This is a genomic window from Pseudomonas sp. GW704-F2, from assembly GCF_059423025.1.
This window is the reverse complement of record NZ_JBWKXO010000020.1, coordinates 54,387-69,060: the sequence shown is the minus strand read 5'-3', so window position 1 is coordinate 69,060 and position 14,674 is coordinate 54,387. Positions and strand designations below refer to the sequence as shown.

The window sequence follows — 14,674 nt, the reverse complement described above, 5'->3', positions numbered from 1 at the left end:
CCAGTCGCGTCTGGTCGTTTTTTAAACAGATTTGGAATACGCGCGCTTCGCTTGAGTTCTCATTGAGCGGATGTACAGGCGTAGACGTCACGTATTATTTCTGACTGAACACCATGAATTCGTCGGCATGCTGAAAGTAATGTGTGTGAACGGTTCACATAAGCGTTGCCCAACGACCGTTCAGTCGGGATAATCCCTCGTACCGGGTAAATCGTATCGCCACGTCTCCTTGGCCCTGCGCAACCCTCCCTATACCGACCTCTGCAGACCTTTTCCTCATGCAAAAAGAACCCCGTAAGGTCCGTGAGTTTCGCCGCCGCGAGCAGGAAATTCTCGACACCGCCCTCAAGTTGTTCCTCGAACAAGGTGAAGACAGCGTTACCGTCGAGATGATCGCGGATGCCGTAGGTATCGGCAAAGGCACCATCTACAAGCACTTCAAGTCCAAGGCCGAGATCTACCTGCGCCTGATGCTCGACTACGAGCGCGACCTGAACGAGCTGCTGCATTCGGCCGATGTGGACAAGGACAAGGAAGCCCTGTCGCGGGCCTACTTCGAGTTCCGCATGCGTGACCCGCAGCGCTACCGCCTGTTCGACCGCCTGGAAGAGAAGGTGGTCAAGGGCCATCAGGTGCCGGAAATGGTCGAGGAGTTGCACAAGATCCGCGCCTCGAACTTCGAACGCCTGACCCTGCTGATCAAGGGCCGCATCAGCGAAGGCAAGCTGGAAGACGTGCCGCCGTATTTCCACTACTGCGCCGCCTGGGCGTTGGTGCATGGCGCAGTGGCGCTGTACCACTCGCCGTTCTGGAGCAATGTATTGGAAGATCAGGAGGGTTTCTTCCAGTTCCTGATGGACATCGGCGTGCGTATGGGCAACAAGCGCAAGCACAGCAGCGAGCTGCCACCCGTTGACGCTGCACCTGCTGGCACACCTGCCGCGTAATGATTTGCTGCCAGGTGCAGTAACCCAGGAATATACTCAGGTAAGGCTATTGCCAAAAGCTGATTTATGAGTCAGCTTTTGCTGCGTCTGAATTATCCTCTGCCGGAGTGATCCATGATCGTTGATCGTCAAGGCAGGCGTTTTCGCAATTTGCGGATCAGCCTGACCTCAGCCTGCAATTACGCGTGTACCTATTGCGTGCCTAACGGCAAGCGGCTGGTGGCTGCCCAGGACGAACTCTCGGCCGAGGCCATGGCCCGTGGCGTGGCTTACCTGATCGAAGCCGCCGGTATCGAGCGCCTGCGCATCACCGGTGGTGAGCCGTTGGTCAGCCCCAAGCTGGAAGCCTTCATGGGCGCCGTGGGCGGGATGGGCCTCAGTGAGATCAGCCTGACCACCAACGGCCAACTGCTGGCGCGCAAACTGCCGCTGCTGGTGGACGCCGGCATTCGGCGCATCAACGTGTCCCTCGACACACTGAACGCCGAGGCCTTTCGCAGCATCGCCCGTGGCGGCGACCTGGCCACGGTGCTCGATGGCATGGACCAGGCGCGCGCGGCCGGGATCAAGATCAAGGTCAATATGGTGCCGTTGCGCGGCCAGAACCTCGATCAGGTGATGCCGCTGCTCGACTATTGCCTGGAACGGGGCTACGAGCTGCGCTTTATCGAACTGATGCGAATGGGCCACCTGGCCAAGGACTCCAATGCGTTCCTGCAGCAATTCGTCAGCCTTCAGCAACTGCTGAGCCTGATCGGCGAACACCACGAATACCTGCAAGCCAACGCTCCCGTGGACGCCACGGCGGTGCGCTACGAAGTGCCGGGCAAGGGGTTCTTTGGGGTGATCGCCAACGAAAGCGTGCCGTTCTGCCGCACCTGTTCACGGTTGCGGCTGTCGTCCACCGGTTGGTTGCATGGCTGCCTGTCGTCGAGCAATCGTCACTATGTCGGCGACCTGCTGGATAAACCGCGCCACCAGGCGCTGCCGGCCTTGCAAGGCTTGCTGATCAAGGCCCTGGGCGACAAACAGGAAGTGGCGTTCTCCGGTGGTGCGACCATCATGAAAATCATCGGCGGCTAACCCGGTTTTCAAGATTGCGCACAATCCAGTGTGGGAGGGGGCTTGCCCCCGATTGCAATGTGTCAGTCCCAGATAATCTGACCGACTCGCCGCAATCGGGAGCAAGCCCCCTCCCCAAATGGCGCGGATTCTGCATCTCATGCCCATTCGCCGGTTTTCCGTCACCGGCTTCTGGAGGATTAGGATGCGTAGTCTGGTTTTGTTGCTGGCGTCGTTGACGCTGAGTGGTTGCATGACCGTCAGCGATATGGCCGAAGGCACCCGTTATCAGATGAGCGACGCCGGGTTGCTGGACCACAGCGACACCCGGCGCTCCGCGTCGATTCGCGTGCAGCCGGACTCCTTTGTCTTCATCGCCCAGGGCGCCTTCGTGCCGCCCGGCAGCGCCTATCCGCGCCCGAACGTGGTCGCCGAAGAAGCTTTCAACGGCTTCGTCGAATACTTCCCCATGGTGCGCCGCGCCCGCCAGCCCGAAAGCCTCGAACAAGCCATGGCCGAAGCCCGTGCGGCCGGCGCTCACTACTTGCTGTACTGCCGCTTCGCCAAGGCGGATGACCGCATCGGCAACGCCGATGAGTGGACCGATCAACAGGCCCTCGACCGTGTCGGCCTGGACAGCGGCGTTATCCAGATCATGTTGATCGAGACCAGCACCCAGTATTTGATTGATACTGCACGGATTCGCAGTCGTGGCGGTTTACTGACGTTCCACGACAATACGCCCCAAGATCTGATCGCCCGCCCGCTGGCGCAGTACGCCCGAGGCCTGCTGGGCATGAGCGATCAGTAAGCCAGAGGAGAAGCCCATGACCGATTCCGCCAAGGCCAATGATCTATTGGCCCAACTGCCCAAGGGCAAGGGGCCGGCGCCGGTGCATCTGTGGAACCCGGACTTCTGCGGCAACATCGACATGCACATTGCCCGCGACGGCACCTGGTATTACCAGGGCACGCCGATCGGGCGCAAGCCGATGGTCAAGTTGTTCTCCAACATCATCCGCCGCGATGGCGATGAGTACTTTCTGGTCACCCCCGTGGAAAAGGTCGGCATCACCGTCGAGGATGCGCCGTTTGTCGCGGTCACCCTCGAAGTCGAAGGGCAGGGCGAAAGCCAGCGGCTGCGCTTCACCACGCAAGTCGACGAGCAGGTCGAGGCCGATCTTGAACACCCGCTGCGGGTGGTGATCGACCCCGACACCGAGGAGCCTTCGCCCTATCTGCGCGTGCGCGCCAACCTCGAAGCCCTGGTGCATCGCAATGTGTTCTACCAATTGGTCGAGCTGGCGGTGAGCCGTCCGATCGACGGTCAGAACTGGCTCGGCGTGTGGAGCGGCGGGACGTTCTTCCCGATTGGCCTGGAGCCCTGAGAAGGTTTTTTTCCTCTCCCTGAAATAATTTGCTTGCTGCAAACGGCTGCTTTCGGTTATCAATTTGTACATGATTAGACATGTCCGATTCGATAAGAAAAAACGCGTCGTCGACGAACTCATCCGCCGTATCGAAGGTGGGGTGATGGCCGACGGTTTCCTGCTGCCGGGCGAGCATCAACTGGCCGAAGAGTTTGCGGTCAGTCGCGGCACGCTGCGCGAAGCCCTGGCCGAACTCAAGCGCCGCAACTACATCGCCACCCAGGGCGGCGTCGGCTCCATCGTCACCTATGACGGCATGGTGCTCGACCAACGCAATGGCTGGGCACAGGCCCTGGCCGACACCGGCGCCCTGGTCAGCACCGACATCCTGCGCTTCGAAGCCGTGACCCGCCCGGACCTGTTCAGCCGCTTCGGCAGCGACCAATTCATCGCCCTCGACCGTCGCCGCCGCGCCGCCGATGGCCGCGCCGTGTCTTTGGAGCGCTCGCTGATGCCGGCCTCCGGAGGCCTGGAAGGCTTGCCCCGGGTCGGGCTGATCGACAACTCCCTGACCATCACCCTGGCCGCCTACGGTTACGTCGGCGCCGAAGGCGATCAATGGATCGGCGCCGAGCCTCTGACCGATGAAGACGCCGAGCTGCTCGAGCGCCCGGTGGGCACGGTGTTTCTCAAGGCGTCGCGCACCACTTACGACCGGCGCGAACGCTTCATGGAATACGTGGAAAGTCTGCTCGACCCGCTGCATTTTCGTCTGCACTTGCAGTTTGGCGCGACGAAATGAGCGCGCACAATCGTGCCCTCGGCGCCTTCTACGGTCTGGCGTTGGGCGATGCCCTGGGCATGCCCACCCAGTCTTTGAGCCGTGAGCAGGTCCGGGCGCGCTTCGGTGCCATCACCGGCCTGGAAGATGCCGACGCCGACCAACCCATCGCACCGAACATGCCCGCCGGCTCCATCACCGATGACACCGAGCAGGCGATCCTCGTCGGTGAGTTGCTGGTGGAAGGCCAGGGCACGATCGAGCCGAGCGTACTTGCGCGACGCCTGATCGACTGGGAAGCGCGAATGCGCGCCAAAGGCTCCCAGGACCTGCTGGGCCCGTCGACCAAGCGCGCCATCGATATGATCCTCGCCGGGCATACGCCTGAAGAGTCCGGGCGCTACGGCACCACCAACGGCGCGGCGATGCGTATCGCGCCGGTGGGGATTGCCGCCGATGTCAGCGACTCCGCACCGTTCATCCGTGCGGTGATCCAGGCGTGCCAGGTGACCCACAACACCAGCCTGGGCATCTCCAGTGCCGCGGCAGTGGCGGCAGTGGTCTCGGCCGGGATCAACGGCGCGGACCTGGGCGCAGCGCTGAACATCGGCAGCCAGATCGCCCAGCAGGCCGAACGCCATGGACACTGGGTGGCCGGCGGCCGTATTGCCACGCGCATCGGTTGGGCGCGGACCTTGAGCGTCGCCAGTGGCGACAAGGCGCTGTTCGCCGACCTGCTCTATGAATTGATTGGCACCTCGGTCGCTTCCCAGGAATCGGTGGTGGTGTCGTTCGCCCTCGCGCAGCAAGTGGCGGTGGGCGAGATGAACGCCTTCGAGGCCTTGTGCGTGGCCGCCAGCCTGGGCGGCGACACCGACACCATCGCCGCGATCCTCGGCGCGATGCTGGGCGCGTGCCTGGGGATGCAATGCTGGCCGGCGGCGATGATCGAACAGGTCCAGCGGGTCAACGGGCTGGCGTTGCAGCCGTTGGTTGAAGGCCTGCTCAGCTTGCGCCAGGCGCTACAGGCCAGCGCGCTCGCGCACTGACCGAGTCAACATTGCGATTTGCGAATTTGCCACAACCCTAACAATACTGGCACCAGGAGCACCCGCACATGAGTACGTCCACTTCCGGCCCAAGCGCCGGGCGCTTGGAAACGCGCGGCATCGAACCGGTCCCCGAAGGCGAGTGCCACGGCCATCCGCTGCAACTGTTCTGGGTGTGGTTCGCCGCGAACATCAGCATCCTGGGGTTGCCGCTGGGCGCCACCCTGGTTGCGTTTCGCGGCCTGGCCATCTGGCAGGCGGTCATCGTCGCCATCCTCGGTGCCGCCGGCTCCTTCGCGGTGGTGGGCATTATCTCGATCGCCGGGCGGCGCGGGCGTGCGCCGAGTCTGACGCTGTCCCGCGCCATCTTCGGCGTGCGCGGCAATATCGGGCCGACGTTGGTGTCGCTGATGTCGCGGCTCGGTTGGGAGACCGTCAACACCACCACTGCTGCGTTCGTGCTGCTGTCGTTGTGTACGCTGCTGTTCCACACCCCGGTCGCGGCGAAAAGTGCGCCGCTGCTGACGCTGCTGTTCATCGCCATTTTCGTACTGCTGACCCTGGCCGTTTCCGGCCTGGGCCATGCGACTTTGCTGGTGATCCAGAAGTGGGCGACCTACGTGTTCGGCGCCTTGAATCTCCTGGTCGGCGGCTTCCTCTGCGCCACCATCGACTGGAGCGCAGTGTTCAACGCCACCCCGGCGCCCTTGAGCGCGATGCTCATCGGCATCGGCACCATGGCCGCCGGCACCGGGATCGGCTGGGCCAACGCCGGCGCCGACATGTCGCGCTACCAACACCGCAGCGTCACGGCCGTGCGCCTGGTGGCGTCTGCCGCGTTTGGCGCGGGCATTCCACTGGTGCTGCTGATCACCCTCGGCGGCCTGCTGTCGGTGGGCAACAACGACCTGGCGGCGGCGACCGACCCGATCGTCGCGATCCGCGACATGCTGCCCACCTGGATGGCTGTGCCGTACCTGATCACCGCGTTTGGCGGGCTGTTGCTGTCGAATAACCTGTCGGTGTATTCGGCCGGCCTCACTACCTTGACCCTCGGTTTGAAGGTCAAGCGCGTGTACGCGGTGATCGTCGATATCGTGGCGATCTTCGCCGGTTCGATCTACTTCATGCTGATCGCCGACAGTTTCTACGGCCCGTTCATCACCTTCATCTCGTTGCTGGCGGTGCCGATCACCGCGTGGGTGGGGATCTTCGTGGTCGACCTGATTCACCGTCATTACTACAGCCCCGACGACCTGCTGAACGTCAGCCCAAGCAGCGCCTACTGGTATCGCGGCGGCGTGGAATGGCGCGCGTTGGGGGCGTGGGCCGTGGCGATCGGGCTGGGGTTCAGTTTCACTACCATCGGCACCACCGCCGACAACATCTGGTTCGCCGGGCCGTTGTCCGATTCCTGGCTGGGCCACAACGGCCTGGGCTGGATCGTGACTTTCGTGGTGGCCGGCGGGATATATGCATTGCTCGGCGGCGCGGCTGACCGGCGTCCGGCATTGGTCGAGCGTGCCAATGCCTAGGTTGCTGCACACCGGCCAGGTCATCGTCGACCTGGTCATGGCCCTCGATCAATTGCCGGCGAGCGGCGGCGACGTGCTGGCACAATCGGCCCGTTTCGAAGCCGGCGGCGGTTTTAATGTGATGGCGGCGGCGCGGCGCAACGGCTTGCCGGTGGTCTATCTGGGGCGCCACGGCAGCGGCCGTTTCGGCGACCTTGCCCGTGCGGCGATGCACGCCGAAGGCATCGACATCGCGCTGCCCGCCAGCGCCGGCAAGGACACCGGCCTGTGCGTGGCGCTGACCGAAGCCAGCAGCGAGCGCACCTTCATCTCCCATCTGGGCGCCGAGGGCGAGCTGAGCGCCGGGGACTTGGCCAACGTCGCGCCACGTGCCGATGACTACGTGTACGTGAGTGGCTACAGCCTGCTTCTCGACGGCAAGGCCCAGGCGCTGATCGACTGGCTACTGGCGCTGCCACGGGCGATTACGGTGGTGTTCGACCCGGGCCCGCTGGTCCAGGCGCCCGATTCGGCGTTGATGCGCGCGCTGCTGCCGCGTATCGATATCTGGACCAGCAACGGCCCGGAAGTCCTGGCGTTCACCGGCGCGGCGGATATGGCCGAGGCGCTGATCAAGCTCAACCAGTATCTGCCCGCCGACACACTGCGGGTGGTGCGCGACGGGCCGAACGGTTGCTGGGTCGGGCGGGCGAATGCGCTTGAGCCTGTGCCCGGCTTCAAGGTGCAGGCGGTCGACAGCAATGGCGCCGGAGACGCCCACGCCGGCGTGTTCATCGCCGGTTTGGCCAATGGTTTGATACCGCTCGACGCGGCGCGCCGTGCCAATGCGGCGGCGGCCCTGGCGGTGACGCGCTGGGGGCCGGCGACTGCTCCCGGCGCCGCGGAAGTCGACGCATTCCTCGCTGGATAAGCCCCGCATAGGCGCTAGGGCTTGCCCTGACTCATAGGCTGGCACCGACTAACCCGCTATTTCGATGCTTCACGGCGCAGGCTGTTTCGGTGCGCCAGGGATGTTCGAGTCGTCGCCCTTGTTGATACCGGGCTGATTGACCCCCGGGCCCATCTTGCCGTTACCGACGGCGGCGGGTGTCTGGCGCTGGGTGTCGTTGCCTCGGGTGCGCGGGTCGGCGCCGTTGTCGATGATCGCGCCACCATTGGTGTCGAGGCCGGTGCCCATCGAGTCCTGGGATTCCTGGGTCGCCGGGCTCGGCGGGGTGCCGACCGGATCGGTCTTGCCGGTGGACGAGGACGCGGCCAAAGCGCTCAGCGACGCAGCGGACAGCAGCGCCGTGAAGGCGAGGGCAGCACACTTGGAATGCTTCATGAGGGTGTCTCCATTAGGGTTAATGTCCTTACCCTTTATTGGTCAGCCCTCATGTGGGGTTCGTGCCTGGATGCCGACGAGCGGTATCAGGACACCTGTAAGGTTTTGTGCGCCGCGAGCTGGCGCGCTATCAGGCGTGCCACGGTGATCATCCAGTTCAGTGCAGCGATGGCCAGTACGCCCATCATCAATGTCGACAGGCCGTAGTCGACGATGATCCTGCCCGCCAGCCAGGGAAACCCGAAGACGCCGACAAAATACGCCAGGCTGAACAGCAGCAACGCCTGGGACGTCGTGCCGGACGGCGCTTCGTGGGCGACCAGCCCATTGATCACCGAATACGTCAGGCCGTAACCCACCCCCAGCGTGGCAGCCGCCAGCAGGTAGCTGAGGTTACCGCTCACACCAAAAGCAAACAGTGCAATCGAGCCGAGCATGATCCCGGACAACACACAGGCGGCCCGGTAGGCATCGCGCTTGACCACGAAGCCGGCGATCAACAGACGGCTGGTGATCGCGGCGCTCAGGAACCCCGCGAAGAACAGCGAATAATCCAACCCATGCGCGGCCGCGTAGCTGGTCTGGAACGATGAAAGCCCGCCAAACACGCACCCGCCCAGGCCGACCATGAGGATGGCGAACGCCGCCCTGGACGACAGCACCCGGCGGCTGGCGGCCAGGGAAATCCTCGACGTCGGCGCATTCGCATGGTGCTTGAGTTGTGCGCCCAGTCGCCAGAACATCAGCACCCCAACGAGGCTGGCCGCCCCAGCGATATAGAAGGCGGTCGTCAGGGGCAGGTCCAGCGCACTGGTGGCTCGTCCGAGCAAGGGCCCGGAACCGATCCCGCTCAACATGCTGCCCGACAGCAGCGCAAAATACTTGGCCCGCTGCCTGGGCTCGACCAGTAAGGTCACGATGATCGGGCCCAGCGTGTAGAACACCCCCCAACCCAAGCCGAGGGCCAGCCCGAACAGCATCAAGCCTTGGCCAAACCCCGGCGTCAGGGCAAAACCGAGGCAGGCCACCACCAGCAACACGCCCATCCCCGCAATCGCCCGTGCCGCGCCCAATGCATCGGCCAAATGCCCGGAGAGCACTACCGCGACGAAGGTGCTGAGCATCGCCGTGGAAATCACACTGCCGGCGTCATGCTCGTTCCCACCGCGCGAGTGAATCAGCAACGACAGCAGAAACGTCGAGCCGTAGGACAAGGACAACAGGAAGCTGGCCAGGCAAAACAGGACGAATAGTTTTCCGCCCACCGGAGGTGTGGAGTTCATGAGCACGCCTTGGAATCATTGGAGTTATGGCCACGTTCTACCATGCGTGTCAGGACGGATTGTTCTGTGGTTGCTGGTGCTTGCTTTAGCCCGCAACGGAGTAAGGTGGCCTGGCGATCCCGAAATTGCACTGCAATCTGTCATCAAACCGTCTTAGTATGTGGCCTTTGAATTTGCCCAAGGCGCGCCCATGACCATCGAGATTCGCCCCGCCGTGCCCAGCGATGCTGCGCAGATCCTGACTTTCATCACCGAGTTGGCCGAGTTTGAAAAAGCCCGTCATGAAGTGATCGCCAGTGTGGTGGATATCGAGCGCAGCCTGTTCAGCGAAGGCGCCACCGCCCATGGGCTGATCTGCCTGCGCGACGGTTTGCCCATCGGCTTCGCGGTGTTCTTTTTCAGCTATTCCACCTGGCTGGGCAGCAACTGCCTGTACCTCGAAGACCTCTACATCAACCCCGAGCAACGCGGCGGCGGGGCCGGCAAGAAGTTGCTGCGCCACCTGGCGAAGATCGCCTGCGACAACGGTTGCGGGCGGTTCGAATGGAGCGTGCTGGATTGGAACGAACCGGCGATTGCCTTCTACAAATCCATCGGCGCCCAGCCCCAGGAAGAGTGGGTGCGCTACCGCATGGAGGGCGATGCGCTGCGGGATTTCGCCCAGGGCTGATCAGGTACCCGGTGAAAACCGGCGTCCCGACGCCGGTTTTTTTATATGCATTCTCACTATATGGGATGTAAATTTATATATTGAGATATTTAAAGGTCTGGGTTTATAGTCGGCTGCATCAGCACTCACTACCAAAAATAAAACAGGTGAAGCGATGCAGGCACAACCTCTGTCACTCCCCGCCGTGCCCGAACCGACTTATGGCGAGCGGCTCAAGCACAAGGTGGTGATCGTCACCGGCGCGGCCCAAGGCATTGGCGAGGCGATCGTGGCCTGCTTCCAGGCGCAGCAGGCACGTTTGGTGATCGCCGATATCCAGGGCGAAAAGGTCGAGCAAGTCGCCGCCCACTGGCGCGAACGCGGCGCCGAGATCTACGCGCAACCGGTCGACATCACGTCCCAGGCGCAATGGCAGGCGCTGGTCAACCTGGCCATCGAGCGCTTCGGCCGTGTCGATGTGCTGGTCAACTGCGCCGGGGTCAACGTGTTCCGCGACCCGTTGCAGATGACCGATGAAGACTGGCGGCGCTGCTTCGCCATCGACCTCGACGGCGCCTGGTATGGCTGCCGCACGGTGTTGCCGCACATGATCGAGCAGGGCATCGGCAACATCATCAACATCGCCTCGACCCATTCCAGCCACATCATCCCCGGCTGTTTTCCCTACCCCGTCGCCAAACACGGCCTGCTCGGCCTGACCCGCGCCCTCGGCATCGAATACGCGCCCAAGGGCATCCGCGTAAATGCCATCGCCCCGGGTTATATCGAAACCCAACTCAACGTCGACTACTGGAACGCTTTCCCCGACCCCCACGCCGAGCGCCAGCGCGCGTTCGACCTGCACCCGCCCAAGCGCATCGGCCAGCCTGTGGAGGTGGCGATGAGCGCGCTGTTTCTGGCCACCGATGAGGCGCCCTTTATCAACGCCACCTGCCTGATGATCGATGGCGGACGGTCGGTGATGTACCACGACTAGAACTTGTCACTCTCCAATAACAACAAGAGGTGCCGTTCATGAAAAAAACACTCCGCGTACTCGCCGCCGCCATTGCGTTAAGCGGCTTCAGCAGCCTGGCCGTCGCCGAACCCGTAAAAATCGGCTTCCTGGTCAAACAAGCCGAAGAACCCTGGTTCCAGACCGAATGGGCCTTCGCTGAAAAAGCCGGCAAGGAACATGGTTTCACTGTGATCAAGATCGCTGTGCCCGACGGCGAGAAGACCCTCTCGGCCATCGACAGCCTGGCCGCCAACGGCGCCAAGGGCTTTGTGATCTGCCCGCCGGACGTGTCCCTCGGCCCGGCCATTGTCGCCAAGGCCAAGGTCAACGGCTTGAAAGTCATGGCCGTGGATGATCGTTTCGTCGACGCCAAGGGCAATTTCATGGAAGACGTGCCGTACCTGGGCATGGCCGCGTTCGAAGTCGGTCAGAAGCAAGGCGCGGCGATGGCCGCCGAGGCGAAAAAGCGCGGTTGGGACTGGAAGGATACCTACGCGGTGATCAACACCTTCAACGAACTCGACACCGGTAAAAAACGCACCGACGGTTCGATCAAATCCCTCGAAGAGGCCGGCATTCCTAAAGACCATATCCTCACCGCCGCGCTCAAGACCCTCGATGTGCCCGGCAGCATGGACGCCACCAACTCGGCGCTGGTCAAGCTGCCCAGCGGCGCGAAGAACCTGATCATCGGCGGCATGAACGACAACACCGTGCTCGGCGGCGTGCGCGCCACCGAAAGCGCCGGCTTCAAAGCCGCCAACGTGATCGGCATCGGCATCAACGGCACCGACGCCATCGGCGAGTTGAAGAAAGCCAACAGCGGTTTCTTCGGTTCGATGCTGCCCAGCCCGCACATCGAGGGCTACAACACCGCGCTGATGATGTACGAGTGGGTCACCACCGGTAAGGAACCGCCGAAGTACACCGCGATGGACGAAGTGACGCTGATCACCCGCGCCAACTTCCAGGAAGAACTGACCAAGATCGGGCTGTGGAAATGACCGCAGCGGCACTGCGCTTTGACGGCATCGGCAAAACCTTCCCCGGGGTCAAGGCGCTGGACAGCATCAGTTTCACCGCCCACCCGGGGCAGGTACACGCGTTGATGGGTGAGAACGGCGCGGGCAAGTCGACGCTGCTGAAGATCCTCGGCGGCGCCTACATCCCGAGCAGCGGCAGCGTGCAGATCGGCGCGCAGACCATGGCCTTCAAATGCGCGGCCGACAGCATTGCCAGCGGCGTCGCGGTGATCCACCAGGAGCTGCATCTGGTGCCGGAAATGAGCGTCGCCGAGAACCTGTTCCTCGGGCATTTGCCGGCGCGTTTCGGCGTGGTCAACCGCAGCCAACTGCGCCAGCGGGCGCTGGCGTGCCTCAAGGGCCTGGCCGATGAAATCGACCCGCAGGAAAAGCTCGGGCGCCTGTCCCTGGGCCAGCGCCAACTGGTGGAAATCGCCAAGGCGCTGTCGCGTGGCGCGCATGTGATTGCCTTCGATGAGCCCACCAGCAGCCTGTCGGCCCGCGAGATCGACCGGCTGATGGCGATCATCACGCGCCTGCGCGACGAGGGCAAAGTGGTGCTGTACGTGTCCCATCGCATGGAAGAAGTGTTCCGCATCTGCGACGCGGTCACGGTGTTCAAGGACGGCCGCTACGTGCGTACCTTCGACGACATGCGTGCGCTGAGTCACGACCAGTTGGTCACCTGCATGGTCGGTCGCGATATCCAGGACATTTACGACTATCGGCCGCGCGAGCACGGCGAGGTGGCGCTCAAGGTCGACGGTTTGCTCGGCCCGGGCTTGCGCGAACCGGTCAGCTTTGAGGTGCGCAAGGGCGAGATCCTCGGCCTGTTCGGCTTGGTCGGCGCCGGGCGCACCGAGCTGTTTCGCCTGCTCAGCGGCTTGCAGCGCGCCACGGCGGGGCAGTTGGAACTGTGCGGGCAAGCGCTGCAATTGCGCTCGCCGCGCGACGCCATCGCCGCCGGCGTACTGCTGTGCCCGGAGGACCGCAAGAAGGAGGGCATCATCCCGCTGGCCAGCGTCGCCGAGAACATCAACATCAGCGCACGCGGCGCCCATTCCCGGTTCGGCTGGCTGCTGCGCGAGGGCTGGGAGCAGGGCAACGCCGAGCAGCAAATCCGCGGAATGAAGGTCAAGACGCCGAGCGCTGCGCAGAAAATCATGTACCTGTCCGGCGGCAATCAGCAGAAGGCCATTTTGGGCCGCTGGCTGTCGATGCCGATGAAAGTGCTGCTGCTGGACGAGCCGACGCGGGGCATCGACATCGGCGCCAAGTCGGAGATCTACCAGATCATCCATGACCTGGCGGCCAGCGGTATCGCGGTGATTGTGGTGTCCAGCGACTTGATGGAGGTGATGGGGGTTTCCGATCGCATTCTGGTGCTGTGTGAAGGCGCTTTGCGCGGCGAACAACGGCGCGAACACGCCACTGAATCCAACTTGCTGCAACTGGCCTTGCCGCGTGGCCTGGCGAACTGAGAGACGACTATGACGACCCAACACAACGCGTTGCCGACGGCACGCAAACCCGTGGACCTGCGCGCGCTGCTCGACAACTGGGCGATGCTGCTCGCGGCGCTGGCGATTTTCCTGCTGTGTGCCTTGCTGATCGACAACTTCCTCTCGCCGCTGAACATGCGCGGGCTGGGCCTGGCGATTTCCACCGTGGGCATCGCCGCCTGCACCATGCTGTTCTGCCTGGCGTCGGGGCACTTCGACTTGTCGGTCGGTTCGGTGATCGCCTGCGCCGGGGTGGTGGCCGCGATTGTGATGCGCGACACCGACAGCGTCATGCTGGGCATCGGCGCGGCGCTGCTGATGGGCCTGATCGTCGGGCTGATCAACGGCATCGTCATCGCCAAGCTGCGGGTCAATGCGCTGATCACCACCTTGGCGACCATGCAGATCGTGCGCGGCCTGGCCTATATCTTTGCCGACGGCAAGGCGGTAGGAGTGTCCCAGGATCAGTTCTTCGTGTTCGGCAACGGCCAGTTATTGGGCGTGCCGGTGCCGATCCTGATCACCATCGTCTGCTTTGTGTTCTTCGGCTGGCTGCTCAACTACACCACCTACGGGCGCAACACCATGGCCATCGGCGGCAACCCGGAAGCGGCGCTGTTGGCCGGGGTCAACGTGGACCGCACGAAGATCCTGATCTTTGCCGTGCATGGCCTGATCGGTGCGTTGGCCGGGGTGATCCTCGCGTCACGCATGACCTCGGGCCAACCGATGATCGGCCAGGGCTTCGAGCTGACGGTGATTTCCGCCTGCGTGCTGGGCGGGGTATCGCTCAGCGGTGGCATCGGCATGATCCGCCATGTGATCGCTGGGGTGCTGATCCTGGCGATCATCGAGAATGCGATGAACCTGAAGAACATCGACACCTTCTACCAGTACGTGATCCGCGGCTCGATCCTGCTGCTGGCGGTGGTGATCGACCGCATGAAACAACGCTGAATTCATGCCATGTGAAGATCTAAGTGTGGGAGGGGGCTTGCCCCCGATGGCGGTCTATCAGTAACAGATGTGCAGACTGGCACACCGCTATCGAGGGCAAGCCCCCTCCCACATTTGGATCTCAACTGTATTGAGGTTCGGTATTTGCCATAATGCCGCTCGTTTTCGTACCACC

The 14,674-nt window shown here is 63.0% G+C and carries 15 protein-coding genes; 13 read left to right on the top strand and 2 right to left on the bottom strand.

Annotation, left to right across the window (positions count from 1 at the left end; translation table 11 throughout):
• The first annotated feature begins 278 nt into the window (after positions 1-278).
• The 8 genes from AC07W0_RS18025 (at position 279) to AC07W0_RS17990 (ending at position 7,654) form a co-directional block, all read left to right on the top strand.
• A complete protein-coding gene (locus AC07W0_RS18025; RefSeq protein WP_046382372.1) occupies positions 279-947 on the top strand; it encodes a TetR/AcrR family transcriptional regulator in 669 nt (222 codons plus the stop codon).
• Between the two features lie 114 nt (positions 948-1,061).
• Positions 1,062-2,030 (top strand): GTP 3',8-cyclase MoaA, encoded by a 969-nt coding sequence (locus AC07W0_RS18020; protein ID WP_102618412.1) that lies wholly within the window; start codon positions 1,062-1,064, stop codon positions 2,028-2,030.
• Positions 2,031-2,214: 184 nt separating this feature from the next.
• Positions 2,215-2,820 (top strand): DUF4823 domain-containing protein, encoded by a 606-nt coding sequence (locus AC07W0_RS18015; protein ID WP_046382374.1) that lies wholly within the window; start codon positions 2,215-2,217, stop codon positions 2,818-2,820.
• A gap of 16 nt (positions 2,821-2,836) precedes the next feature.
• Positions 2,837-3,397, top strand: a complete 561-nt coding sequence (locus tag AC07W0_RS18010) for a DUF1285 domain-containing protein (protein ID WP_046489303.1) — start codon at positions 2,837-2,839, stop codon at positions 3,395-3,397.
• A 70-nt stretch (positions 3,398-3,467) separates the two neighbouring features.
• Positions 3,468-4,181, top strand: a complete 714-nt coding sequence (locus tag AC07W0_RS18005; protein ID WP_046382376.1) for a GntR family transcriptional regulator — start codon at positions 3,468-3,470, stop codon at positions 4,179-4,181.
• Complete coding sequence (locus tag AC07W0_RS18000; protein WP_102618413.1) at positions 4,178-5,209, top strand: ADP-ribosylglycohydrolase family protein; 1,032 nt, start codon at positions 4,178-4,180, stop codon at positions 5,207-5,209. Before AC07W0_RS18005 ends, AC07W0_RS18000 begins: the two co-directional genes overlap by 4 nt.
• Before the next feature lie 68 nt (positions 5,210-5,277).
• On the top strand, positions 5,278-6,744 hold the full coding sequence (locus AC07W0_RS17995; RefSeq protein ID WP_046489304.1) for a purine-cytosine permease family protein: 1,467 nt from the start codon (positions 5,278-5,280) through the stop codon (positions 6,742-6,744).
• Entirely contained in the window at positions 6,737-7,654 is a 918-nt protein-coding gene (locus AC07W0_RS17990; RefSeq protein WP_102618414.1) for a PfkB family carbohydrate kinase, read from the top strand. The genes AC07W0_RS17995 and AC07W0_RS17990 overlap by 8 nt, the downstream gene beginning before the upstream one ends.
• A gap of 69 nt (positions 7,655-7,723) precedes the next feature.
• Here AC07W0_RS17990 and AC07W0_RS17985 read toward each other — a convergent pair whose 3' ends face one another.
• Both AC07W0_RS17985 and AC07W0_RS17980 read right to left on the bottom strand, forming a co-directional pair.
• On the bottom strand, positions 7,724-8,068 hold the full coding sequence (locus AC07W0_RS17985; protein ID WP_046382380.1) for a hypothetical protein: 345 nt from the start codon (positions 8,066-8,068) through the stop codon (positions 7,724-7,726).
• An 86-nt stretch (positions 8,069-8,154) separates the two neighbouring features.
• Positions 8,155-9,351 (bottom strand): MFS transporter, encoded by a 1,197-nt coding sequence (locus AC07W0_RS17980; protein WP_102618415.1) that lies wholly within the window; start codon positions 9,349-9,351, stop codon positions 8,155-8,157.
• Positions 9,352-9,541: 190 nt separating this feature from the next.
• Between AC07W0_RS17980 and AC07W0_RS17975 the strand changes: the two genes are divergently transcribed.
• From AC07W0_RS17975 to araH, 5 genes are all read left to right on the top strand, one after another.
• Positions 9,542-10,021, top strand: a complete 480-nt coding sequence (locus tag AC07W0_RS17975; RefSeq protein WP_046489311.1) for a GNAT family N-acetyltransferase — start codon at positions 9,542-9,544, stop codon at positions 10,019-10,021.
• A gap of 154 nt (positions 10,022-10,175) precedes the next feature.
• Positions 10,176-10,997, top strand: a complete 822-nt coding sequence (locus tag AC07W0_RS17970; RefSeq protein WP_046489313.1) for an SDR family oxidoreductase — start codon at positions 10,176-10,178, stop codon at positions 10,995-10,997.
• A gap of 38 nt (positions 10,998-11,035) precedes the next feature.
• Complete coding sequence (locus tag AC07W0_RS17965) at positions 11,036-12,022, top strand: substrate-binding domain-containing protein (RefSeq protein ID WP_046489315.1); 987 nt, start codon at positions 11,036-11,038, stop codon at positions 12,020-12,022.
• Positions 12,019-13,521, top strand: coding sequence for an L-arabinose ABC transporter ATP-binding protein AraG (gene araG / locus AC07W0_RS17960; RefSeq protein WP_102619019.1), 1,503 nt, complete (start codon positions 12,019-12,021; stop codon positions 13,519-13,521). Before AC07W0_RS17965 ends, araG begins: the two co-directional genes overlap by 4 nt.
• Before the next feature lie 9 nt (positions 13,522-13,530).
• Positions 13,531-14,499 carry an L-arabinose ABC transporter permease AraH gene (gene araH, locus AC07W0_RS17955; protein WP_046489319.1) on the top strand — a complete coding sequence of 323 codons (969 nt, stop codon included), beginning with the start codon at positions 13,531-13,533 and terminating at the stop codon, positions 14,497-14,499.
• Positions 14,500-14,674: the final 175 nt, after the last annotated feature.

Excerpts from the sequence above, each read along its gene's own strand:
- AC07W0_RS18025 (WP_046382372.1), top strand. The coding sequence starts at position 279 with ATGCAAAAAGAACCCCGTAAGGTCCGTGAGTTTCGCCGCCGCGAGCAG.
- AC07W0_RS18020 (WP_102618412.1), top strand. The coding sequence starts at position 1,062 with ATGATCGTTGATCGTCAAGGCAGGCGTTTTCGCAATTTGCGGATCAGC.
- AC07W0_RS18015 (WP_046382374.1), top strand. The coding sequence starts at position 2,215 with ATGCGTAGTCTGGTTTTGTTGCTGGCGTCGTTGACGCTGAGTGGTTGC.
- AC07W0_RS18010 (WP_046489303.1), top strand. The coding sequence starts at position 2,837 with ATGACCGATTCCGCCAAGGCCAATGATCTATTGGCCCAACTGCCCAAG.
- AC07W0_RS18005 (WP_046382376.1), top strand. The coding sequence starts at position 3,468 with ATGATTAGACATGTCCGATTCGATAAGAAAAAACGCGTCGTCGACGAA.
- AC07W0_RS18000 (WP_102618413.1), top strand. The coding sequence starts at position 4,178 with ATGAGCGCGCACAATCGTGCCCTCGGCGCCTTCTACGGTCTGGCGTTG.
- AC07W0_RS17995 (WP_046489304.1), top strand. The coding sequence starts at position 5,278 with ATGAGTACGTCCACTTCCGGCCCAAGCGCCGGGCGCTTGGAAACGCGC.
- AC07W0_RS17990 (WP_102618414.1), top strand. The coding sequence starts at position 6,737 with ATGCCTAGGTTGCTGCACACCGGCCAGGTCATCGTCGACCTGGTCATG.
- AC07W0_RS17985 (WP_046382380.1), bottom strand. The coding sequence starts at position 8,068 with ATGAAGCATTCCAAGTGTGCTGCCCTCGCCTTCACGGCGCTGCTGTCC.
- AC07W0_RS17980 (WP_102618415.1), bottom strand. The coding sequence starts at position 9,351 with ATGAACTCCACACCTCCGGTGGGCGGAAAACTATTCGTCCTGTTTTGC.
- AC07W0_RS17975 (WP_046489311.1), top strand. The coding sequence starts at position 9,542 with ATGACCATCGAGATTCGCCCCGCCGTGCCCAGCGATGCTGCGCAGATC.
- AC07W0_RS17970 (WP_046489313.1), top strand. The coding sequence starts at position 10,176 with ATGCAGGCACAACCTCTGTCACTCCCCGCCGTGCCCGAACCGACTTAT.
- AC07W0_RS17965 (WP_046489315.1), top strand. The coding sequence starts at position 11,036 with ATGAAAAAAACACTCCGCGTACTCGCCGCCGCCATTGCGTTAAGCGGC.
- araG (WP_102619019.1), top strand. The coding sequence starts at position 12,019 with ATGACCGCAGCGGCACTGCGCTTTGACGGCATCGGCAAAACCTTCCCC.
- araH (WP_046489319.1), top strand. The coding sequence starts at position 13,531 with ATGACGACCCAACACAACGCGTTGCCGACGGCACGCAAACCCGTGGAC.